This window comes from Tenacibaculum profundi (assembly GCF_057162725.1).
Window position 1 is genome coordinate 777,587 of the sequence record NZ_CM169894.1, and the last position, 23,953, is coordinate 801,539.

The 23,953-nt window shown below is 29.9% G+C and carries 22 protein-coding genes; 10 read left to right on the forward strand and 12 right to left on the reverse strand.

All coding sequences use genetic code 11. The features are described 5' to 3' along the window. Positions 1–52: 52 nt before the first annotated feature. Positions 53–1,684, reverse strand: coding sequence for an isocitrate lyase (locus AC2GW8_RS03080; RefSeq protein ID WP_440881326.1), 1,632 nt, complete (start codon positions 1,682–1,684; stop codon positions 53–55). 77 nt (positions 1,685–1,761) lie between these two features. Then, complete coding sequence (gene aceB / locus AC2GW8_RS03085) at positions 1,762–3,357, reverse strand: malate synthase A (RefSeq protein WP_440881327.1); 1,596 nt, start codon at positions 3,355–3,357, stop codon at positions 1,762–1,764. 126 nt (positions 3,358–3,483) lie between these two features. Here aceB and AC2GW8_RS03090 point away from each other — a divergent pair, with 126 nt between their 5' ends. The 4 genes from AC2GW8_RS03090 (at position 3,484) to AC2GW8_RS03105 (ending at position 9,519) form a co-directional block, all read left to right on the forward strand. Beyond that, the gene (locus tag AC2GW8_RS03090) at positions 3,484–4,965 is read left to right on the forward strand and encodes a helix-turn-helix domain-containing protein (RefSeq protein ID WP_440881328.1); all 1,482 of its coding nucleotides are present in this window, start codon (positions 3,484–3,486) and stop codon (positions 4,963–4,965) included. A gap of 126 nt (positions 4,966–5,091) precedes the next feature. Next, positions 5,092–6,720, forward strand: coding sequence for an acyl-CoA carboxylase subunit beta (locus AC2GW8_RS03095; RefSeq protein WP_440881329.1), 1,629 nt, complete (start codon positions 5,092–5,094; stop codon positions 6,718–6,720). A 35-nt stretch (positions 6,721–6,755) separates the two neighbouring features. After that, positions 6,756–8,747: a DUF3352 domain-containing protein gene (locus AC2GW8_RS03100; protein ID WP_440881330.1), complete on the forward strand. Its 1,992-nt coding sequence runs from the start codon at positions 6,756–6,758 to the stop codon at positions 8,745–8,747. A gap of 55 nt (positions 8,748–8,802) precedes the next feature. Further along, a complete protein-coding gene (locus tag AC2GW8_RS03105) occupies positions 8,803–9,519 on the forward strand; it encodes a YebC/PmpR family DNA-binding transcriptional regulator (protein ID WP_440881331.1) in 717 nt (238 codons plus the stop codon). A gap of 491 nt (positions 9,520–10,010) precedes the next feature. Here the strand turns inward: AC2GW8_RS03105 and AC2GW8_RS03110 are convergent, their stop codons facing one another. The 10 genes from AC2GW8_RS03110 to AC2GW8_RS03155 all read right to left on the reverse strand — a co-directional run bounded on the left by AC2GW8_RS03110 (position 10,011) and on the right by AC2GW8_RS03155 (position 17,376). Beyond that, complete coding sequence (locus tag AC2GW8_RS03110; RefSeq protein ID WP_440881332.1) at positions 10,011–10,694, reverse strand: DUF4166 domain-containing protein; 684 nt, start codon at positions 10,692–10,694, stop codon at positions 10,011–10,013. Then, positions 10,694–11,596 carry a DoxX-like family protein gene (locus tag AC2GW8_RS03115; protein ID WP_440881333.1) on the reverse strand — a complete coding sequence of 301 codons (903 nt, stop codon included), beginning with the start codon at positions 11,594–11,596 and terminating at the stop codon, positions 10,694–10,696. Before AC2GW8_RS03115 ends, AC2GW8_RS03110 begins: the two co-directional genes overlap by 1 nt. Positions 11,597–11,804: 208 nt before the next feature. Beyond that, a complete protein-coding gene (locus tag AC2GW8_RS03120) occupies positions 11,805–12,275 on the reverse strand; it encodes a hypothetical protein (RefSeq protein WP_440881334.1) in 471 nt (156 codons plus the stop codon). A 152-nt stretch (positions 12,276–12,427) separates the two neighbouring features. Continuing rightward, positions 12,428–13,030 (reverse strand): CPBP family intramembrane glutamic endopeptidase, encoded by a 603-nt coding sequence (locus AC2GW8_RS03125; protein WP_440881335.1) that lies wholly within the window; start codon positions 13,028–13,030, stop codon positions 12,428–12,430. A gap of 183 nt (positions 13,031–13,213) precedes the next feature. Then, positions 13,214–13,771, reverse strand: a complete 558-nt coding sequence (locus AC2GW8_RS03130) for a LytR/AlgR family response regulator transcription factor (protein WP_440881336.1) — start codon at positions 13,769–13,771, stop codon at positions 13,214–13,216. Positions 13,772–13,870: 99 nt separating this feature from the next. Beyond that, positions 13,871–14,041 carry a hypothetical protein gene (locus tag AC2GW8_RS03135; protein ID WP_440881337.1) on the reverse strand — a complete coding sequence of 57 codons (171 nt, stop codon included), beginning with the start codon at positions 14,039–14,041 and terminating at the stop codon, positions 13,871–13,873. A gap of 868 nt (positions 14,042–14,909) precedes the next feature. Further along, positions 14,910–15,419, reverse strand: coding sequence for a YcxB family protein (locus AC2GW8_RS03140; protein WP_440881338.1), 510 nt, complete (start codon positions 15,417–15,419; stop codon positions 14,910–14,912). Positions 15,420–15,500: 81 nt separating this feature from the next. Continuing rightward, on the reverse strand, positions 15,501–16,043 hold the full coding sequence (locus AC2GW8_RS03145; protein ID WP_440881339.1) for a GNAT family N-acetyltransferase: 543 nt from the start codon (positions 16,041–16,043) through the stop codon (positions 15,501–15,503). A gap of 235 nt (positions 16,044–16,278) precedes the next feature. Next, entirely contained in the window at positions 16,279–16,419 is a 141-nt protein-coding gene (locus tag AC2GW8_RS03150) for a hypothetical protein (RefSeq protein WP_440881340.1), read from the reverse strand. 606 nt (positions 16,420–17,025) lie between these two features. Next, positions 17,026–17,376 carry a 4Fe-4S dicluster domain-containing protein gene (locus AC2GW8_RS03155; protein ID WP_440881341.1) on the reverse strand — a complete coding sequence of 117 codons (351 nt, stop codon included), beginning with the start codon at positions 17,374–17,376 and terminating at the stop codon, positions 17,026–17,028. A gap of 70 nt (positions 17,377–17,446) precedes the next feature. Here AC2GW8_RS03155 and AC2GW8_RS03160 point away from each other — a divergent pair, with 70 nt between their 5' ends. The 6 genes from AC2GW8_RS03160 (at position 17,447) to AC2GW8_RS03185 (ending at position 23,806) form a co-directional block, all read left to right on the forward strand. Further along, positions 17,447–18,508, forward strand: coding sequence for an acyl-CoA reductase (locus AC2GW8_RS03160; RefSeq protein WP_440881342.1), 1,062 nt, complete (start codon positions 17,447–17,449; stop codon positions 18,506–18,508). Between the two features lie 158 nt (positions 18,509–18,666). After that, positions 18,667–19,731, forward strand: coding sequence for a 3-phosphoserine/phosphohydroxythreonine transaminase (gene serC / locus AC2GW8_RS03165; protein WP_440881343.1), 1,065 nt, complete (start codon positions 18,667–18,669; stop codon positions 19,729–19,731). 41 nt (positions 19,732–19,772) lie between these two features. Beyond that, positions 19,773–20,726 carry an NAD(P)-dependent oxidoreductase gene (locus AC2GW8_RS03170; RefSeq protein WP_440881344.1) on the forward strand — a complete coding sequence of 318 codons (954 nt, stop codon included), beginning with the start codon at positions 19,773–19,775 and terminating at the stop codon, positions 20,724–20,726. Between the two features lie 4 nt (positions 20,727–20,730). Continuing rightward, positions 20,731–21,969: a DUF1015 domain-containing protein gene (locus tag AC2GW8_RS03175; RefSeq protein WP_440881345.1), complete on the forward strand. Its 1,239-nt coding sequence runs from the start codon at positions 20,731–20,733 to the stop codon at positions 21,967–21,969. A 28-nt stretch (positions 21,970–21,997) separates the two neighbouring features. After that, positions 21,998–22,657 carry a YggS family pyridoxal phosphate-dependent enzyme gene (locus AC2GW8_RS03180; RefSeq protein WP_440881346.1) on the forward strand — a complete coding sequence of 220 codons (660 nt, stop codon included), beginning with the start codon at positions 21,998–22,000 and terminating at the stop codon, positions 22,655–22,657. Positions 22,658–22,699: 42 nt separating this feature from the next. Then, entirely contained in the window at positions 22,700–23,806 is a 1,107-nt protein-coding gene (locus tag AC2GW8_RS03185; protein WP_440881347.1) for an exonuclease domain-containing protein, read from the forward strand. Positions 23,807–23,953 lie beyond the last annotated feature (147 nt).

Below are 23,953 nucleotides of genomic sequence, written 5' to 3' on the forward strand. Positions count from 1 at the left end.
ATAAAATAAATTTTATTTAAGGTATTTTTTCTTTTTCATCTATTTTAATTAATTAAGCTATTGCTGTTTCCTTTTTGGTAGTTTTCTTAATCACTTTTTTTACCTCAAACTGGTTTGAAGTGTTTTTAGATCCTCCAGCTTTTAAAGCATTATCACCAGCAAAAAAGGTTTTATGATCGTCACCTAAATCAGATCCAGCCATTCTTTGATGTTTTACACATGACACTCCTTTTCTTATTTCTTGTCTTTGTACTCCTTTTACATAAGCCAACATTCCCATTTCTCCAAAATAACCTTCTGTTAAATCATTCATATGAAGTGCTGTTGTATGATAGGTAGGTAACGTAATTAAGTGATGAAATACTCCTGCTTCTCTCGCCGCATCTAGTTGAAAAGACTTAATTTTTTCATCAGCTCTAAAACAAAGTTCTGACTCATCATATTCAGCATCCATTAAATTATTTCGATCATAAGCTGTCATATTTTCTCCTTCTGCTAACATTTCATCGTACACCTGATTTCTAAAATTTAAGGTCCAGTTAAACGACGGTGAGTTATTATATACTAATTTTGCATTGGGTATTACTTCTTTAACTCTATTTACCATACTAGCTATTTGCCCAACATGTGGAGTTGGTGTTTCAATCCATAATAAATCTGCACCATTTTGTAAACTTGTTATACAGTCTAACACTACCCTATCAATATTAGTTCCCTCTCTAAACTTATAGAGTCCATTTGCTAATCTTACTGGTCTAACCAGCTTCCCTTTTCTTTTTAAAAGTACTTCATTATCTGAAACATTTTCAATGCTTACCTCCTCACACTCTACAAAGTCTAAGTATTTTGAAGCTAAATCTCCTGGTTCTTTACTTACAGGCAATTTTTGAGTTAAACCCGCTCCTTCAGAATCCGTTCTGGCTACAATCACTCCATTATCAATGCCTAATTCCAAAAATGCATACCTAACGGCATTCAACTTTGCTATAAAATCTTCGTGAGGAACAGTTACTTTACCATCTTGATGACCGCATTGTTTAGCATCTGACACTTGATTTTCAATTTGAATAGCACAAGCCCCAGCCTGAATCATTTTTTTTGCTAATAAATATGTTGCCTCTTCATTACCAAAACCTGCATCAATATCAGCTATAATTGGTACAATATGTGTTTCGAAATTATCAATAGCAGCCTGAACATCTTCACCATTTTCAAGTCTCCTGTACAAATCATTCAATTCTATAGCGTCTGCTTGTCTTAAAAAGTTATAAATCTCTTCAATAAGCGCTGGTACAGCTATTTTTTCATGCATTGACTGGTCAGGCAGTGGCCCAAACTCAGAACGTAATGCAGCGACCATCCAACCTGATAAGTATAAATATTTCTTATTCGTTGTTTTGTAGTGCTTTTTTACTGCGATCATTTTCTGTTGAGCCACGAAACCATGCCAGCATCCTAGCGATTGTGTATAATTAGAAGGGTTTTTATCATAATCAGCCATATCTTTTCTAATAATATTAGCTGTATACTGTGCTATATCTAAACCTGTTTTAAATTGGTTTTGAGTAATCATTCTGGCTGCATTATGAGACTTAATAGCGCTCCATTTATCTCCATACTTTTCTTTTAGCTCAAGTACCGTTTCTAATGCCGATCTATAACTTGTTTTTTCTATATTTTTCATAATATTGTACTTTGAAATAAGTTTTAAATAATAATTCTTATGGCCCTGCAAATGTTGCCGCATTTGTGGGGTTTTTTTTATAAAATTTTGTATGCTGGTAAGGTTAAAAATTCAATAAAATCTTCCGTTAAAACAAGTTGATCAAACAATGCTATTGCCTCATTAAATCTACCCGAATTAAAGCTGTCTTCACTAACCAAATCTTTAATTTTCTTTATTTCTTCTTCTTTTAAGGAATGATACAAGCCTTCATCAAACAATTGACCACTGTCTAAAGAAACTTGGCTTCGAAGCCACTGCCAAATTTGAGTTCTAGATATTTCGGCGGTTGCGGCGTCTTCCATCAAATTATATAGAGCGGCCGCACCATTTCCGGTTAACCAACTTTCAATATATAAGATCCCTACATTGATATTATCTCTAATACCTTGCTCAGTTATTGTTCCTTTTGGCAATTCTACTAATGACTGCTCTGTAATTATTAAATCATCAATTCTTTTATCTATTTGATTTTTATTTGGCATATATTTATTAAATACATCCATTGCTATTTCTACCAGAGCCGGATGTGCCACCCATGTACCGTCATGCCCATTCTTCGCTTCTTGCTCTTTATCTTTTTTTACTTTTAAAAAAGCTTGATTGTTTGCTTCTTCATTATTTTTTACCGGAATTTGTGCAGCCATACCTCCCATTGCATGAACTCCACGTTTATGACACTTTTGAATTACTCGAAGTGAATATGCCTCCATAAATGGTGTTTGCATGGTTACTTGACTTCTATTCGGTACAATAAAATCTTTGTGCTTTCTAAATTTTTTAATGTAAGAGAATATATAATCCCATCGCCCACAATTCAAACCTGCCATATGATTTTTTAATTCATATATAATTTCATCAAGTTGAAAACTTGCCGTAATAGTCTCAATTAAAACTGTTGCCTTTATAGTTCCTTGAAGAATTTTTAAATAATCTTGAGCGAAAACAAACACTTCATTCCACCAACGTGCTTCCAGATAATGTTCTAATTTAGGTAAATAAAAATAGGTTGCAGAGTCCTTTTTTAATAATCTTTGAATGTTATGAAAAAAGTACAATCCAAAATCTACCAGAGAAGCACTAATCTCCTCGCCATTAATGATTATATGACGCTCATTCAAATGTAAACCTCTTGGTCTAACCAATAATACCGATGTAATTTCATTTAATTGGTAACTCTTACCTTTCCTCTCATCATACAAAGAGATTGTTCCATTTACAGCATCACGTAAATTTATCTGACCATCTAAAATATTTTCAATAGTTGGTGAATTACTATCTTCAAAATCAGCCATAAAAGTTTTAGAACCAGAATTTAAAGCATTTATAATCATTTTACGATCTACTGGACCTGTAATCTCCACCCTTCTATCTAATAAATCTTTTGGTAGCGGTGCACAAACCCAATCTGACTCTCGTATATCTTTAGTCTCTTCAGGAAAATTAGGAAAGTTACCAGCATCAAAATAAGCTTGATAGATTTTTCTATCTTCTAATAATGATAATCTTTTTTTGTTAAACTTCTCATGTAAAACGACTAAAAAATTTAACGCTTCCTCTGTTAACACCTCCTTGTAGCTATCTGTTTTAAAACCTGTTAATTTAATTTTTTCGGTAATTGCTTCTGTGTTCATGATTATCATTTTTTATTTGACACAACAATGATAGGAATTATTTTTGAACTCCACAAGCGAACGTTCGCTATTTTTTAAAAGTTTTCTAAATTTATTTATTCGCTATTTATTATTACCTTTGATTTTATGCATATAGAAGATGAATATATTCGACTCATTTTTGGGCTTAAACTCAAACAAATAAGAACAGAAAAAAAATTATCTCTTTTTGGTTTAGCAAAACTTACAGGATTATCTAAATCTTATTTAAACGAAATTGAAAAAGGTAAAAAATATCCAAAACCAGATAAAATTGCAATTTTCTCAGAACAGCTAGACGTTCCTTATGATCATTTAGTTTCTTTAAAACTAGACAAAAATTTAGCACCCATTGGTGAAATTTTAAAATCAAAAATTTTAAAAGAAATTCCACTAGAGCTATTTGGGATTCAAGAAAAAAACTTAATTGATATTGTTGCCAATGCCCCGGCTAAAGTAAATGCATTCATAAGTACGATTATTAAGATATCTCAGAATTACAACCTTACTAGAGAAAGCTTTTTTTTAGCCTCACTAAGGTCCTATCAAGAGGCTCATAATAACTATTTCGAGGAAATCGAAGAGCATGTTGAAAATTTTGCGAATTCTTATCATATCAATCTTGAAACTAAAATTTTTTCACAAGACTTGGAAGAAATTTTAATTGAAGAATTTGGTTATACCATAGACAATAAAGAACTCAACAAACACTCCAATTTACTTGAATTAAGAAATATATACATTCCCTCAAAAAAAACACTCCTTATCAGTAGCGATATCTCTGAAGCTCAAAAAACTTTTATTTACGCCAAAGAACTAGCGTACAACCATTTAAAAATAACACATAGACTAAACACATTTCCCTGGGTGAAATTTGATAACTTTGATCAAGTTTTAAATAATTTTATAGCTTCTTATTTTGCTGGCGCTTTAATTATTCCTAAAAAAACTTTGGTTGAACGATTAAATGTGTTTTTTAGTTTAAAAAACTGGGATAAAGAAGAATTTATAAAAATTATTGAGACCTATAATTGTTCAGAAGAAAGTTTTTACCAAAGGTTAACAAACATTCTTCCTAAATTTTTTCACATAAAGAATTTATTTTTCCTTCGTTTTACACACAAGTTGGGCTCACCAAAATTTAGACTTACCAAAGAACTACACATAACTCAACAGCAAACACCTCACGCAAATAGAAACAATGAGCACTATTGTAGGCGATGGGTTTCAATTCAGTCTATTAAAAAATTAGAAAAAACAAACACAAATTCTGCTTTTGGAATTCAAATATCATCCTACGAAAACCCAGAAAATAAATATTTAGTCTTGTCATCTGCAACACCTGATCCATTTCGAAAAGAATTAAATAGAAGTATCTCTATTGGCTTTCTTATTTCCTCTCATTTGAAAAAGAAACTTAAATTTATTGATAACAGTGAAATAGAAACTAAAGAAGTTGGCGTTACTTGTGAAACATGTTCGCTAAACGATTGCGATGTTCGTGTGGCAGAACCGTCCAGACTTGAAAGAGCTGTTGAATACAAAAATATTGAGAAAACGGTATCAGAAATACTTAATAATTATTCTTAAGGAATATTTTAAAACAAAAAGTCCTAATAAAATTTGATAGCTAATTGAAAGTCTACATTTTCACTTTGATGCTTATTCAGTAATTTATTATTTTAGCACTAACTTACAAACAACGATAATATCTTTATGAACCTTACCTTTAACAAAAACGAAGATCACAATAAGCTTTTATTATCAGATTTACGCAGACGCCTAGCCAAAGTAAAACTTGGCGGAGGTCAGAGTAGAATTGATAAACTCCATGAAAAAGGCAAAATGACTGCCAGAGAGCGTGTTGATTATTTATTGGATGATAACAGTAAATCTATTGAAATAGCCGCCTTTGCGGGAGAAGACATGTATAAAGAACATGGAGGCTGTCCCTCAGGAGGAGTTGTTGTTAAAATCGGATATATACAAGGAAAACAATGTATCGTTGTTGCCAATGATGCAACAGTAAAAGCCGGAGCTTGGTTCCCTATTACCGGGAAAAAAAATTTAAGAGCTCAGGAAATTGCTATTGAAAATAAATTGCCTATTATTTACTTAGTAGATTCAGCCGGGGTTTATTTACCTATGCAAGATGAAATCTTTCCAGATAAAGAACATTTCGGAAGAATTTTTAGAAACAACGCGGTAATGAGTAGTATGGGTATTACGCAAATTGCTGCAGTTATGGGTAGTTGTGTAGCGGGTGGAGCTTATCTACCAATTATGAGTGATGAAGCCCTAATTGTTGATAAAACAGGAAGTATTTTCTTAGCAGGAAGTTATTTAGTAAAAGCCGCTATTGGAGAAACTATTGATAATGAAACTTTAGGTGGAGCCTCAACACATTGTGAAATTTCAGGAGTAACCGATTATAAAGCAAAAGACGATAAAGACGCTTTAAATACTATAAAAAATATTATTGACAAAATTGGAAATTACGACAAGGCTGGGTTTAATAGAAAAGAAGCACTTCCTCCAAAAGAAAATGAAAATGAAATTTACGGGATTCTTCCAAAAGCTCGTCACGAGCAGTATGATATGCTCGAAATTATAAAACGTTTGGTGGATAATTCTGATTTTAAAGAATATAAGGAAGGCTATGGACAAAGTATCATAACGGGGTATGCCAGAATTGATGGTTGGTCAGTTGGAATCGTCGCAAATCAGCGTAAATTAGTCAAAACCAAAAAAGGAGAAATGCAATTTGGTGGTGTTATTTATAATGACTCTGCCGATAAGGCAACCCGTTTTATTGCTAATTGTAACCAGAAAAAAATACCATTGGTTTTTTTGCAAGACGTTACAGGATTTATGGTTGGAAGTAAATCGGAACATGGCGGAATTATTAAGGACGGTGCAAAAATGGTAAATGCTGTCAGCAACTCTGTGGTCCCTAAATTTACCATTATAATAGGAAACTCCTATGGAGCAGGAAATTACGCTATGTGTGGTAAAGCCTATGACCCTAGGTTAATTGCCGCTTGGCCGAGTGCTGAACTAGCTGTTATGAGTGGTGCTTCTGCAGCCAAAGTTTTATTACAAATTGAGACCGCTGCTTTAAAGAAAAAAGGAGAAGAAATCACTCCTGAAAAGGAGAAAGAATTATTTGAAAAGATCAAATCTCGTTATGATAATCAGATTTCTCCATATTACGCTGCCGCCAGAATTTGGACAGACGCAATTATTGATCCTTTGGATACTAGAAAGTGGGTTTCTATGGGAATAGAAGCCGCTAACCACGCTCCTATCCAAAAGCCATTCAACCTGGGCGTTATTCAAGTATAATATTTATGTAAAATCACAATTGAAACCCCATACAAATGAAAAAGAAGTTTATCATCAGCTGTTTTATTTTATTTGGAATCTTTATAACCTATCAAACCTATATTTTTGTTTCTCCAAATGAAGATAATATAAATCCGATTTATCTGATCCCTGACGATGCTGTATTTATTATTGATACTGAAAGACCTATTGATACTTGGGATGAAATAAGTAACAGTGTAATATGGGAACATCTCCAAAAAAATGATTACTTCAACAACATAGCAAAAAGTTTAAGCACGATAGACAAATCTTTTAAAGAACAAAAACACCTAATAGAATTTCTTGGTGAACGTGATTTCTTAATATCGCTCCATGTTTATAAACCTAAAAGTATTGGTCTATTCTATACTGTTGATATTGAAAAGCTATCGAAACTAGAGTTTTTAAAAAATTCAATTGCTAAACTTGCTGGAAATAATTTTGAAGTTACCAAACGCATATACAAAAATCAGGAAATTACAGAAATCTTCGATAAAAAAGAGAGGGAAACACTTTATGTTAGTTTTTTAAAAAATCAATTTATCGCCTCTTATACACATCTACTCGTAGAAAAATCAATTGATCAATATCAAATACCTGTAATCGGAAGAGATGTTAATTACATTGAAATTAATAAGGAAACTCCTGATGATGGTCTTTTTAAATTATTCATTCAGTATAAATACTTCAATAACTATTTAGCGTGTTTTTCTAATAAAATTGGAGCAAAAAATCAAAACGCCAAGGAAAAATCTTGGCTATATTCAGGATTTAATATTGGTCTTAAAGAGGGTACTACTATTCAAGCTGACGGGTTTACCAATTTTGATTTAACATCTCAAAGCTATTTAAAAGCTCTTCAAAAATCAGGAAAAGGAAAAAGGACTATAGCTAAGATTGCCCCTAAAAATACAGCTTTATACGTAAGCTTTGCTTTTGACAGTTTTAATGTTTTTTATGAAAATTTTGAAGCTCTCAAAGAAGAAAATCAAACACTATTTGATAATTACAATAAGCAATTAAGTGATGTTGAAAGTATGCTTGATATTGATGTAAAAGATGCAATATTTAGTTGGATTGGAAATGAAATTGCTTTATTACATATCAATGATGAAATTTCAAAAAAGAAGCAAAATATTGCCGTTGTTTTGGCTACGAAAGATATTGAACAAGCTAGAGAAAAACTAGAATTTATCCTGTCTAGAATAAAAGAAAAAACCCCTTTAAAATTCAAACATATCAACTACAAAGGCTATGATATTAATTTTTTAGATTTAAAAGGCTTTTTTAAAATGCTTGCGGGTAATTTATTTTCAAAAATGGAAAAACCCTACTTTACCATTATTGACAATTATATTGTTTTTAGTAACAGTCCGAATACTTTGAAAGAAATTATAAATACACAACTCATTGGATACACATTAGCTTCTAATCAAAACTATTTAGATTTTAACGATCAATTTGATGAAAAATCAAGCGTTTTCGCTTATGTAAATACTCCTTATATTTATGATGAACTATATTCTCTTGCTGATTCAAAAACAAAAAATAGTATTCGTAAAAATAAAGAATATATTATTTCTTTTTCTCAAATAGGATTACAATTGATATCTGAAGGAGATTTTTTTGAAAATTATCTAGTGATTGGCTACGAAAATCCACAAACTGTTTTACAACATCAAAAAGAAGATCAAAAATTACGAGATATACTTGTTCAAAAAATATCAAAAAATTTGGACACCATTATCACGCAAGAAACAATTTTCAAATTACCAGAAATATATCCTAACGATTTAAGCGCTTCAGAATATATAAAAAAATATGAAAATGGAAAAATTCATATTGAAGTTGAACTTAAAAATGGTTTAAAACATGGTTATTATAAAGAATATTACAGGAATGGTAACATAAAAATTTCTGGTAAATTTAAAAAAGGGGTTCAAGTTGGCACTTGGAAAAGCTATGACAAAAAAAATAAAGATATTTTATTCAAAAAAAGATTTTAATTGTAAATTTTTACTGCAATAATTACATTTGCATATACTAAACAATTTTTTAGAAATGGGAAGAGCATTTGAATTTAGGAAAGCAAGAAAAATGAAACGTTGGTCAGCTATGGCCAAGACCTTTACTCGTATTGGTAAAGACATCGTAATGGCTGTTAAAGAAGGTGGGCCTAATCCTGAATCGAATTCTCGTTTACGTGTCGTTATTCAAAATGCAAAGGCGGCAAACATGCCTAAAGATAATATTGCTCGTGCAATAAAAAAAGCGTCTGACAAAAATACAGAGAATTATAAAGAAGTTCTTTTTGAAGGGTACGCTCCACACGGTATCGCCGTATTAGTGGAAACAGCAACGAATAATAACAACAGAACTGTCGCAAATGTTCGTGCTGCTTTTAACAAATGTAATGGAAACTTAGGTACTTCTGGATCTGTTGCTTTTATGTTTGATCATACAGTAAACTTTAGAATAAATGAATCTTCTTTAGGAATGGATCTTGAAGAATTTGAACTTGAAATGATTGAGTTTGATGTGGAGGAAGTTTTTAAAGATGAAGATGGTATTCTTATATATGCTCCTTTTGAACAATTTGGGGCTATTCAAAAATATTTGGAAGAAAATAATTTAGAAATTCTCTCTTCTGAATTTGAAAGAATTCCAACGACTACAAGCGCTTTATCTGATGAACAAAAGGAAGAGGTTGAGAAACTCTTAGATAAACTTGAAGAAGACGATGATGTAAATCAGGTATATCATTCAATGGAAATTTAAATTATAAAAAAATAAAAAACCTTCTTTGTTAGTCAAAGAAGGTTTTTTATTTTAATTTTCTATCATTAAATAATTCCTTGTAATTTTCCCCTTTTTTGACTATTACAAACTAACCTTTCTGTATTACGAAAACACCCTTTTCCTACTTCAGTTAAGTATTTTTGTCTATTCTCAACATAGTTTAAATTACCCAAATTTATTTGATTTGCAATTTTTAATAAAAAGACACAAACAAATTTAATAGCTTTCTTTTTACATTTTATAACTTCAAACATTTTCAACCTACATTTAAGCATTAGCCCTGTGAAGCAAATAGGGTTATAAGGTATTGCGCAAAAATATTTTTATTTGTTGCAGTTTCAAAGATTACAAACACGAAAAAACACCATAATAGGTACTTTTCGGCACGTACATTTTAACGGTTTGGACATAGTTTACATTGGTTTTCAGTACGCTATGAAATGTATCTATTGTTGTATGATATTTTTATTCTATTCTCTTATTTCTTCTCTTAATGGCAATACGTTTTTTGGAATTTCTGTAATTGAACTTACTGTTTTAAACTCCGTTTCAAATGTTCCTTCATAGCCAAATAATTTTCCCCAAATTTTGTTACTAACCACAACAGAGATTTTAAATTTTTGCTCCTTGTCGTCATACCACTCGCAGACATTTGCTTCTCCTGAGAATAGCATTGGAAATTTAAAATTTAAAAAGCCTTCATAAAATCGTTGTTCTCCTGATCGAAGTTTTATACCACCGTTTTCAGCAACAGTCATTTCAATATCGACGGCAAGATGTTGATGTGTTCCTAAATAGTCTACAATTCTTTTTCTTTGCTCGCTGTAAATCATTGTTGCGTCAAATCGTCGAACACGTTTTGGAAATTGGTATTTACGAACCCATGTAACTGTTTCTCTTCCAAACTTGTCTTTGTAAGCGTAGTTTTCAATTGTAAAAGGAATATATTTTCCTTTCTGCGGAAACATGATATTTCTCCACGTTCCAATGTAAAGAAATGGCAATATAAATGGTTTACCATACCAAACACTTTGCATAACTCCTTTTCCAACCGAGGCAATTTTGTCAGTACTGTTAAAGCCAAATCGCTTTTGAATCTTTGGATGAAGTTTGTTAAAGTTTGAACCTAAAGCTTTTTGATATATTGATTTCATTATTTCTGTTTTGTAATACAATTAGAAGCCTTTGGCAAATAGCGGAAATTAAAAATTGCTATTACAGAAAGAGCTATCATTGATATGTTTAGGGAAAATGGATTAAATGGAAGTGTGAAAATAATCAAGTCGCTAAAAATTGCTCCTATCGAAAGAATGAGTAAGCTTAAGATGTTCAGGTATTGAAATGATTTTCTTTGAATTAAGATTAACGTAATTCCAAAAGAAATTTCTGCTATTCCGATAATGATCAAAATATTTTCTTCATACCCATTAAATAATCTCAATTGTCTTAATATTTCAATTTCTCCCGAGTCAGTAAAAAGTATTTTTGGAATTAGTCCCTGATAAATCCAAATGATTCCTAATGTTAAATTTACAAACAAAACAGATAATAGAGCATTTATAGATTGCTTTGGATGAAATCCTTTTTCAATCCAATTTTTCAAGCAGTCAAAACTCCAAGCAGTTGCCCAAATCATTAATGGTCTAAAAATTAATTTGTCAATTAATCTTCCTAGCCCTCCCCAACGTGTTTCATAGTCATAACCTGTAAAAAATTTTATTCCATCTGCTTTTGGAATATATTTCCAGTATCCTGAACCTTTTTTTATTATTGAGATTTGGCTATCTGAAGAAAATTTTAAAACTGATGTACTTTCTCCGTTTTCTTTGGTTTTGTTTGCAACACTTTCTCCAATTCCGTTTACCTTAATTCCGAGTCCAATTTTTGTTGAGTATAGAAACTCTTGTGGGGATTTTGGATCTTTTTGGGGTAAATATGAAATTTCGGAAAACCTCAAATCCCACTCTTGATGTAATGAAGGTTCTTGTGTTTTTGTCCACAGCTCGTCTAAGTCACATTTTATTTTGGTTTCAATATATAATGATTTTCTCTTCAAATGTTGGTTATTTTTTTAAATACCCTATAATTAATGCAGATACACAATTGTGTATATTTCCGCCACAAATATAAACGTTTACAGGCATTTACATAAAGTAACAAAAATTTTCAATTTTTGATCAACAGTTCTAATAAATTTAAGCAAAAAACACCTTAATAAAGGTGTTCTGTGGCAAGTATATTTTTGTGCGATTTTTTAGCAAACGTTATTCTCTTTTGTAAACTACTTTTCCTGAAATCCCAATCTCTTCATCCAATAATGCTTCAGAAAATCGTTCAATTATATTTTTATTAACAATATCAATTTCAATTGTTTCGTCAAAAGCATTTAATAATACTTTTGTTTGTGATGAATTTAGCTCCCAATTTATGAGAGTTTCTTTATATCCGACACATTCTAAAGTACCATTCTGTGCACTATGAATATTAGCTTTAAACAAGCCTGTCCCATTTGAATTTAAAGTTATATTTTGAATTAAACAAGGTAATTCTATTTTATAATCAGTACCCAAGATTCCATCATTATTAAAGTCATAAGGTTCATCAATTAAAAATTCAGTTCCTATCCATTCTCCGCTAAAATCTATTTCAGTTGAGTTAGTATTATCGTCATCGTTAGAACAATTAGTTAAGAATAAAGTAAATACTAATAAGAAAACTACATTAATTTTTGTCATTTTTATTAAAATGTTTAGTGATATTTGGGGTATCGTTTATTTCTGTATTTTTAAAATTGTTTTAATTTTTTTAGTAATTTAAAGTATAAAGTACATTTTAAAAAAGCCAAGTTTAATGAGTAAGTTCCATACCTCTTGTTATTTTATTATTACTACATTAAACCAAAGTAAATACAAATTATAGCGATGGTATTAAAAAAACCATGTACAGCAATATTAAACCACAAATCGTATTTACGAATATAAAATATCAAGGCTAAAAGCGCTCCGACTATTCCTGCAACAAGTTGCCCAGTAATTCCTTGATGACCATACATAAAGCCCAAAAAACAAGAAAGTAGAATAATATTAAACAAAATACTTACTTTGCTAGCTCCAAAAAACTTTGTGAATTGTCTCATAAAATAACCGCGAAAGATAATTTCTTCTCCAAATCCAGCAGTAGCCCAAACTAGTGCTAAAATAGTTAAACAAGCAGAAAAATTTCCTCTCAAATCTTCGAGGCTTGATAAATCAATAGGAACTCCTGTAAGTTTTGTAATTCTAGGAACTAATGCGAAAACATAGAAAATAAAGAGCCCTAAAGCAACTAATGGAGCTAGTATAAAAATATTTTTGAATGTAAATTTTTCATATCGAAACCCTAGTGCTGAAAAAGGTTTTCCTTTGTATTCTATATAATTTGCTGTAATAATAAGTATAGAAATAATAATATTCTCTACCTGATTCGAAATGAGCCAAACTAAAATGAGCATATAATGGCAAATGTGATTAATGGAATTACTATTTTTCGTAAATCTAATCTATTCATTGTTTTTTGATTTTTAAATACTAAGCGAAATAATGAACAAAATCTTTGTAAATTCCTTTTAATACTAATGTTTTTACTCAATGGTCAAAAATTATAACTGAATAGTAGGAATTTTTTTAGCATTTATCTATTGATACCAATCTATAAATGCTTTTCGTTTGTAACGACTGATATTGATTTCAGTAATTGTATCGTTTCCAATAGAAGCTTTTAACAGAATACGTAACTTACCATTTTCTACCTTTTGAATTACGTATATAGCATCTTTATGAATGATAATTTGTCGGTTGGCTCTAAAAAATAATTGATCATTTATTTTTTCTTCAAGTTCATTTAATGTAAAGTTGGTATTAAGTGTTGTACCATCATTCTGAATCGTATACACAATTTTATTTTCACTGTAAAAGACCGCAATATTCTCGTAGGTGAGTTTCGTCATTTTAGCACCACTTTCAATAGTAATTTCAGCTTTTTTTATAGATAACTGGTATAAATTATATATGTCCTGCGCATACAATAAGCATATAAAAATAGAACACGTTAATAAGCTAAGTAGTAAACCAATTAATAAATAATAGAATTCTGTTTGTCCATCTGCAATTATATCTATAATAATATTTGCAGGAATATACATGATTGCAATATATCCTAACGTAGACAGTATAAAGTTCACAATCGTGCCCATTTGTATCTTTTTATAAAAATACTTTTTCTTATAAAATTTTAAATTAAAGTCCGCTATGATCCCTACTAGAATAGTTAAAATAATGGTTGACAGAAACCCTTAAATAGGAAACCTATATGATTCACTATTAAAAAAACTATCACGATTTGCTAAATGATTAACTACTAAAGAAAAAGGGATTAATTTTAGTGCTTTTTGAATCCAACGCAATGTAAAATTACTTACAAATGTTTGCGATACTTTTTTTTTAGTCGGTTGTTTAGTAAGCATAAGTAGAAAATCTTTTTATCAAATTCAAAAGTAAAGAATACTTTCTTCAAAATTATATTTAATAATATTTATCAGATTTACTTCATAAAAATCAATTTTGTTTAATTTTTATATAATTAGTGTTTTTTTACAATGAACTTCAACGGTTTGCCTTATCTATACTTTAATGCAGTTTAGGTGGTCTTGGCATACGTTATTATTATTTAGTGAGTTTTAATTCAAAACTATAATTGTATTTTTCCAAATGTCTACTAATCGTTGATTTTTATCTGTTTTTTTATAGTGACAATTCCGATTAGTCTAAAAAAGAACATATCGATTAAGCTAAGTAAATTTCTTTTAAGAAACTCTCCAAAAGTTAGTTTCCTGTTAGCTCCGTTTTTTTGAATTGCAATAATCCTACGATTGAACTTCCTACATTGCTCCGAGACCAATTTCAATGTGAACAATCATTACGCCCCAAAAAAATATTGGAAGGCTTGTTTATAATCAGTTAACTAAATAGTCGCCTTCGTCATTTAGTAAACCAAAAGCATAGACGTAGGACAAAAAGAAGAGATAAATTATCAGATAGTCTATACACTACGTTTTAACGTATTTTAGATTTTGTTATCTACTTTTTTGTTAAATGAACTTCAATCAGAGATAAAATTAATTGTTTGTCCATTAGAGTTAAACTTAGAAATTAGTTTTTCAGTTAATTCAATTGTACCGAATAAATTTACATCAAATGTCTGTATTAAATATTTTAATTATTTTTTAAAACATTCCTGTTTTCTAATAAAACTCTTGCATTATAAATAAGAAAATCAATAAGCATTACCAATAATATTGGTAAACTAATTTATAGATTTATTTTAACACGGAGTTATGCAATGTTGCTTTTTAATTTTTTATCAAGCTTTTCTATATCGTTAAGAACCTTTTGTTTCGGTATTATAATTGCAGATATAGCTGTGTTATAGAGAAAATAATGAGTATCATTTTCTTCTAATTTTTTGATACCTTTCCATTTAATTTTTCGCTCTGATTCAGGCTCAACATGGATAATTTCTTCGTCATTCAATGTAATTTTATGCATGCCTAAAATTCCAGTATTATCACCTTCCTCAATTATTTTTTTTGTCTTAGCAAGGGCCGTTTTGTCCATTCTTTTAGGGTAAAATACAATCCACAATATGGATGCGACTCCAAATATTAGTATTCCTAAAGGATAAAACGTTCCTTTTATTAATTCAATAATTATAATCACACTAAAAATTAAAGGCATCATAGCTACCGCGATTATTTTTATTCGTCTAAATTGTTTAGAATTCTTCATGTAATTTTTATGAAATTCCATCAAATCATTCATTTCAAATTCAAATTCTATTTCCATTTTATTAGATTAATTTTGCTTAGCATTTAGTATAAGCTGTCATTTTAATATCGCTTATATTTTTTTGTTATTGCTAGATAGCTAGTTATTTTGTTTTTCCCACTCTTCTCTTAATACCCCATAGCTAACTGAATCAAAATACTTTCCATTTACAATTCTCGCTTTTCGATATTCAGCCTCTTTCTTCATACCTAGTTTTTCTGCTAACTTTATCATTCCTAAATTTCCCGACCAAGTTGAAATTCCAAGTCTCAACAGTTCTTTTTTTTCATTGAACACTTCGTTTATCCATAGTTTTAATGCTAAGTATCCAATTCCTTTACCCCAAAAATTTTCATTAAAAATTACAATTCCTATTTCTAACCAATTAGTCTCTTTTGATCTCCAATACCAGCTTACTTCTCCGATAATTTCATTTTTATTATTCGAAATGATTCTCTTGTTATCTAAAACATCTTCTCCTTTTAAAAATTCATTTTTTAAGCCTTGAATTATATTCTCAATTTCTTCTTTAGAATCTTTTTTAAAATAAGGTCCATTTAAGGAATGATAGCTATGTTCAGGTGACTTCCAGTACCCATAGGCTTTTAAATCATTAAGTTTTAACTTCCTTAATTTTATCATGATAATGGTTTGTTTTTAATTTTCTCTTTTAAAAAGCCGAATTAAAAATTTGGCAGAGTTTCTAAATATACATAAATTTTAGTTTAGCTCTTATTAGCTGTTTTATACACGTCTTAAATTAGTAAAAGTTAATTTTCGATTCCAAAGGTATTATTTTTTATATCTATCACAACAATGTTACCGTTGAATAGTTTATTTCCTGTCATATCAAATAAATTCAAGGGTTTAGTTCCAATTACATTCCAATTATTTTACACGACCTGAATATTTCATTTTCTCTCAAAGTGTAATCATTATCTTTTTTTAGGTCTGGCATAAAACTAATCAAATGATAATTGATTCCGACATTAAAGAAAATACTTATAATTTCATTCATTGAGTATTTTAATCGTCATGTTGAAGAGACATAGATATTTCCTAATGAAAAAATTATCTAGTTTAAAAGGTTTAATAACTTATTTTGTTTATAAGATTATCCAGAACTGGGTACCGTGGATAAAATACTAACTCTTTATAATTTAGAAATTGCAGTAATTTTATTGATTTTAGTCTAAATGAAAGGTTTTAAAAAAATAAAGAAATATTTTTTTAGGATTGTTAAAATAGGTTAATTGGACACGTCATGTAACTGGTAATAATAAATTAAAAAAATTCTCAGGTTCTAAAAATGTAAAATATACTGGTATATAATTTCGCATTGGTTTCAAAAAAATGCGGAGTTAGTTTTATGATAACCAAAACACGAAAAGACATGAAGTCGAACATAACGCATCTTTAGATAATTTTTGTAACCTTTCAAATGTATTTGTTAACACCAATTATTTAAACTTTATCAAAACTTTATTAAAAAAATCTATTTCCTTATACAATTTAAAGACATTATAGAAAGAAATTGCAAAAAATAACATTGTCTTTCTATTTCTAATTTTTTTTAAAAAATCATAAATGTAAATATTGTGAACCCTTTTTAAATAATCAATTGCTATTCATTGTGCATAAACTTTTGTTTTGCCAATAATTCTTCTTCTGTTTCTTCATTATCTTCATCGGGTACGCAACAATCTACAGGACAAACAGCTGCACATTGGGGTTCCTCATGGAAACCTTTACACTCCGTACATTTATCTGCTACGATATAATAAACTTCATCAGAAATTGGCTCTTGCTCTTCTTCTGCGTTGGCACTATGTCCATTTGGTAATACGATATTACCTTCTAAATCTGTACCATCAGCATAACGCCAATCATCAGCGCCTTCGTATATTGCAGTATTAGGACACTCTGGTTCGCAAGCACCACAATTTATACATTCATCTGTTATTATTATTGCCATAAAAAATCTCTTTCAGTTTTGTAACTTTGCTTTACAAAAGTAAATCCAATTTAATTTAGAAACAATATAAATGGACAAGATAAAACGTAGATTAATTGCTTTTAAAAAACTAGGTGATTTTTTAAGCCAATTTTCTTCAAAAGAAATTAAACAAGGTAAAGACATCCCTTATAATGAACTATTTTTTGATGGTTTTAAACATCAATTAAAACTAGCTCAAGAATCTAACACTTGGTTTACGCAAGAAAATTTACTGTTTGCAATTGAAAATTGGTCAAAAGCTTTAAGCAAAAAAAACCTAGAATCTTGGATTCTAAAGGAAAACTTAGGGCTAAGTGAAGAAAAAATAGTCGCCGTAATAATGGCTGGAAACATTCCTCTTGTTGGTTTTCACGACTTTTTATCTGTTCTTATTTCTGGACACTCTATTTTGATAAAACAATCTTCAAATGATCAACACTTATTACCTTTTTTGGCTAAATATCTTGAGTATGTTTTACCTGAACTAAAAGGAAAAATTACTTTCACAAAAGAAAAGCTCTCTGATTTTGATGCAGTAATAGCAACAGGAAGCAATAATACCGCCCGATATTTTGAGTATTATTTTCAAGGAAAACCAAATATTATAAGAAAAAGTAGAAATTCTATTGCTGTAATTACAGGTAATGAATCTGATAATGACCTATATAACTTAAGTGAAGATGTTTTTAGATACTTTGGTTTAGGCTGTCGTTCAGTATCAAAAGTTTTTGTTCCAAAAGGATATAATTTTGATAACTTTTTCAAAGGAATGTATCATCAAAACGAAATTATCAACAATACAAAATATGCCAACAATTATGATTATAACAAAGCCGTTTATTTGATGAGTGAATTTAATATACTAGAAAATGGTTTTTTAATGATCAAAGAAGACCAAAGCTATGCCTCTCCTATTGCTTCTGTTTTTTATGAATACTATGACGTTATTGACAATTTAAAAACAAAGTTAAATGAAGACAAAGAACAAATTCAATGTATTGTAGCTAATAATTTCACAAAAAAAGAAATTCCTTTTGGTCAAACTCAACACCCTAAACTTTGGGATTATGCTGACGGTGTAAATACTCTTAATTTTTTAGCTAACCTGTAAGATTATCGCTTTATTTATTCAGATATTTGCAACACATTAAAACAGGAATATTACATACAAAATCAAATTCAAAAAAACTCAAATTCACCTACAAAGAAATAGGCAATATTAATTAAGAGTTACAGAAAACTGTTAATAATTACTGAAGATAAAATCAAATGAAAAAACACAATTTTAGTGCCGGCCCATGTATACTGCCTGATGAGGTTTTAAAAAAAGCTTCAGATGCAATTATTAATTTTAATAACGACAATCTTTCTCTTATTGAAATTTCTCATAGGAGTAAACCTTTTGTTAATGTTATAGAAAATGCAAGAAATTTAGCTCTTGAGTTATTAGGTCTTGAAAATAAAGGTTATGATGCCCTGTTTCTTCAAGGAGGAGCTAGCTCTCAATTTCTAATGACGGCCTATAACCTACTTGATAAAAAAGCGGCTTACTTAAACACAGGTACTTGGAGTAGTAAAGCTATTAAAGAAGCTAGTTTATTTGGAGACCTTGTTGAGGTAGCGAGTTCAAAAAAAGAAAACTTCAGTTATATCCCAAAAAAATATGAAATTCCTTTAGATGCTGACTACTTTCATTGTACTAGCAATAATACAATTTATGGTACGCAAATGAAGAGCTTTCCTAAAACACAGGTACCTCTAGTTTGTGATATGAGTTCAGATATTTTTTCAAGGCAATTAAATTTTTCAGAATTTGATTTAATTTATGCTGGCGCTCAAAAAAATATGGGACCTGCTGGTACTACCTTGGTAGTCATTAAAAAAAATATACTTGGAAAAGTGAAAAGAAAAATACCTTCAATGTTAAACTATAAAACGCATATTGAAAAAGATAGTATGTTTAATACGCCTTCGGTTTTTGCTGTGTATGTTTCTATGTTAACACTTGAGTGGTTAAAAAAAATAGGCGGTATTTCATTTATAGAAAAAGTAAACCAAAAAAAATCAACGCTTTTATACAATGAAATTGATAGAAACCCTCTTTTTTCTGGAATAGTCAATGTAGAAGATAGGAGTCATATGAACGCGACATTCACTATAAAAAATGATAGTTTAGCAAAAAAGTTTGATGAACTATGGAAAGAAGCTGGCATTAATGGTCTGAATGGACATAGAAGTATCGGTGGTTATAGAGCAAGTATGTACAACGCACTCCCGTTATACAGTGTTCAGGTTTTAGTAGATGTTATGCAAGAATTAGAAAAAAAAGCTTAATAAATAAACAATAGATCAATTAAGATTTATAAAAATACAAGATGAAAATATTAGCAAATGATGGAATTTCTCAAAGTGGTATTTCTTCCCTAGAGGAAAATGGCTTTGAAGTTATGGATGTAAGAGTTTCTCAAAATCAGTTACCGAATTATATTAATGACAATGGGATTGATGTACTGCTGGTAGCAGATAAAACACAGGTAAGACAAGAACTTATTGAAGACTGCCCTAGTCTTAAATTAATAGGAAAAGCCGGAATTGATTTAGACAATATCGATGTTGATTTTGCTAGAGAGAATGGACTACATGTTATTAATACACCTTTGGCGATAGCTAGTGCCGTTGCTGAATTAATATTTGCCCATCTATTTGGTATCGCTCGGTTTTTACACCAATCGAATCGTGAAATGCCTTTAGAGGGTGAGACTAGGTTTAATAGTTTACGTAAACAGTTTGCTGACGGTATTGAACTAAAAGGAAAAACCATTGGTATTATTGGTGATAATGAAATAGCCGATGAAGTTGCTAAACTCGCCTTAGGAATTGGAATGCGTGTTATTTTTACAGGTGACTATTCTGAAGAAAAGATAATTACTTTAAGCTTTTTCAACGGACAAACTATCGATTTTACTGTTGAAAAAGAACCTTTTAAAGAAGTTTTGATGAAATCTGATTTCATTTCCATTCACGCTCCTTTACAAGATGATTATATCATCGCTTCAAAAGAGTTTGAGCATATGAAACAAGGTGTTGGAATCATAAATGCTTCTCATGGTAGACTTGTTGATGAAGTCGCTTTGGTTAATGCTATTAAAGACGGAATCGTTAAATACGCCGCCCTTGATGTTTTTGAAAATCAACCAAATCCAGAAATTCAACTTTTGATGAATCCTGAAATTTCTTTCACTCCTAATATTGGTTCTTTAACCAAGGAGTCCAAACTACGAACAGATAAAGAACTTGCTAAACAAATAAAGGAATTATTATCTGAATAATTTTATGGCAATCGTAAAACCATTTAAAGCTGTTAGAGCCACTAGAGATAAAGTTGGTCTGGTATCTACCGAATCGTATGAAGCCTATACTATTGATCAATTAAATGCGAAATTAGCATTCAATCCTTATACTTTTTTACATGTTGTAAATCCTGGATATAAATACCATAAAAAAGATGTAGCAGGTGCACAAAGATTCAAACTGGTACATAATAGATATCTTGAATTCAAAGAAGATGGTTATTTAAAAAAAGACGACATTTCAAGTTTTTATATTTATGAAAAAAAAACAGCTGCACATACTTTTTGTGGCGTTATTGCAGCTACTTCTGTTGAAGACTATGATAATGAAGTTATTAAAAAACATGAGAGTACTTTACATAAAAGAGAGTTATTATTTGAAGAATATTTAAAAAATACAGGGTTTAATGCTGAGCCTGTTTTACTAACGTACCCCGATAATAATACAATAGAAGATATTATTCAAAAATACAAATCAAACAGAGCTGAATATGAATTTTCATCTATTGATAAAAACCTTCATAAACTATGGGTTGTTACAGCCCCTGAAGACTTAAAGGCAATGATTAGTGCCTTTGAGAGTGTGAAAACTTTATATATTGCAGACGGTCACCATCGTTCTACTTCATCTTGTATTTTAGCCAAAAACTTAGCTAGCTCGAATAAAAACCATACTGGTGATGAGCCTTACAATTTTTTTATGAGTTATTTACTACCTGAGAGTCAATTATGTATTTATGAATTTAATAGATTTATAAAAGATTTAAATAATTTAACACCTGAAGAATTTCTTGTTGAATTAGATACTATTTTTAAAATTGAAAAAAAGGGAGATGAGCTTTTTCACCCGCAAGAAAAGCATACTTTTAGTATGTATTTAAATGGAAGTTTTTACTCTTTAGCACTAAGAAAATCAGCTTATGAATTTAACAGCCCTATAAGTGAATTAGATGCTCAAATTTTATTTACTAAAGTTTTAAAGCCTATTTTAGGAATCAATGATATAAGAAATAGTTCTAAAATAATTTATTCTCAAAATAAGTCAGGAGGTTTGGAGCTAAAAACGAAAGTAGATGAGGGACTCTTTAAAGTTTCTTTTGGGATGAGACCCACAACTATAGAAGAGATAAAAAACATAGTAGATTCTGATTTGATTATGCCACCTAAAACAACCTATATAGAACCTAAACTACCAAGCGCATTAACCATATACGAGATATGATACTCATTTGTTTTTTAAACATAGAAAAATGATAAAAGTTAATTTAACAGAAGTACAAAAAACAATTCCTAGTCACGTCAAACTTGTTGCTGTTTCAAAAACGAAACCTGTTTCAGATATACAAGAAGCTTATGACGCAGGACAGAAAGTTTTTGGTGAAAATAAGATACAAGAAATGGTTAGCAAATACGATGCTTTACCAAAAGATATTGAATGGCATATGATAGGACATCTTCAAAGAAATAAGGTAAAACATATGGCACATTTTGTATCGTTAATCCATGGTGTAGATAGTTTTAAAACCCTCATTGAAATTAATAAACAAGCCGAAAAACATTCAAGGGTAATCAATTGTCTTCTTCAAGCTAAAATAGCTAACGAGGATAGTAAATTTGGTTTATCATTCACTGAGATAGAAGCTATTTTAAATTCAAATGAACTAAAATCACTAAAAAATGTTCATGTCTCAGGGCTCATGGGAATGTCGACTTTTACTGACAGTAAATTACAAATCCTTAACGAATTTGAATCGCTACAATGTTTTTATTTAAAAATGCATAAAACACATCCCAACCTAAAAATACTATCAATGGGGATGAGCGGAGACTACCAATTAGCTATTGAAAAAGGTAGTAATATGGTTAGAATTGGTAGTTCTATATTTGGAGTTAGAAATTATAATGCTTAGCTTTACTTTTAGTGAGCTTATAAAGAACTAAAAAGAAGATAATTGTACGCAATTTTAGATATTGAAACAACTGGGGGTAAATTTAATGAAGAAGGGATTACAGAAATCGCGATCTATAAATACGATGGGCATGAGGTAATTGATCAATTTATCAGTCTTGTTAATCCTGAAAGAGAAATACAGGAATTTGTAGCCAAATTAACGGGTATAAATAATAAAATGTTAAAAAATGCTCCTAAGTTTTATGAAATAGCCAAAAGAATAATTGAAATTACACAAGACTGCATCTTAATCGCTCATAACGCCAGTTTCGATTATCGCATTTTAAAAACTGAATTTAATCGTTTGGGATACGATTATCTTAAAAACACAATTTGTACAGTAGCACTGAGCAAAAAATTAATAAAAGATGCTCCCTCATATAGTTTAGGTAAACTTTGTAGGCATTTAGGAATTCCTGTAACTGACAGGCATAGAGCTAATGGTGATGCCTATGCTACTGTTAAGCTATTTAAACTATTGATAGATAAAGACAATAAAAAAGAAATTATTACTCAGTCTATAAAATATTTTGACAACAGACATGAAAAGCTCAGGATTTTACGAATTATAGATAGTATTCCAGAGACACAAGGTGTTTTTTATATTCATAATCAAGAAGGTAAAATAATTTTTATCGGAAGAGGTAGAAATATGAAACTAGAGCTAAATAAGCAGTTCGTAAAAAAAACGAATAAAGCCGAGAAAGTATTAAAAAGAGTTTTTGAAGTTAGCTATGAAGAAACAGGCAATCCGTTACTCACAAGATTAAAATACCATTTAGAGCTAGACAAAATAAGGCCTAAATACAATATTATCAGAAAGCGTAAAAAAGTATCAAAAACTTTCAATAATCATAGTTTTCTTCTCTTTGACAAAGGAAGAAAGCCAGAAGAAAATGCTGTAATTCTAATTGAAAATAATGAAGTTATAGGATATGCTTTTACTAATTTAGCTTTTCAAGAAAATAAATTATCTATTTTGAGATCAATGTTAACAAAGATCGAAAATAAACAGCTTGCCAAAATCATTATTAAAAATTATTTGCTTAAAAATAAAGTTCAGAAACTAGTAAGAATCTCTGATGAAAATACAGATGTTCTTGTTTAAATCAAAAAACTCTATTTCTGAGTTCTTATAATTCTTTAATAATTTATTTTTCCTGATTTTTATGGCAAAATACAATTTGTAATAAAAAAAGGAAGCCTTTATAGGACTTCCTGTATATCTTTTTATTAATTTTAATAGATTCTAAAC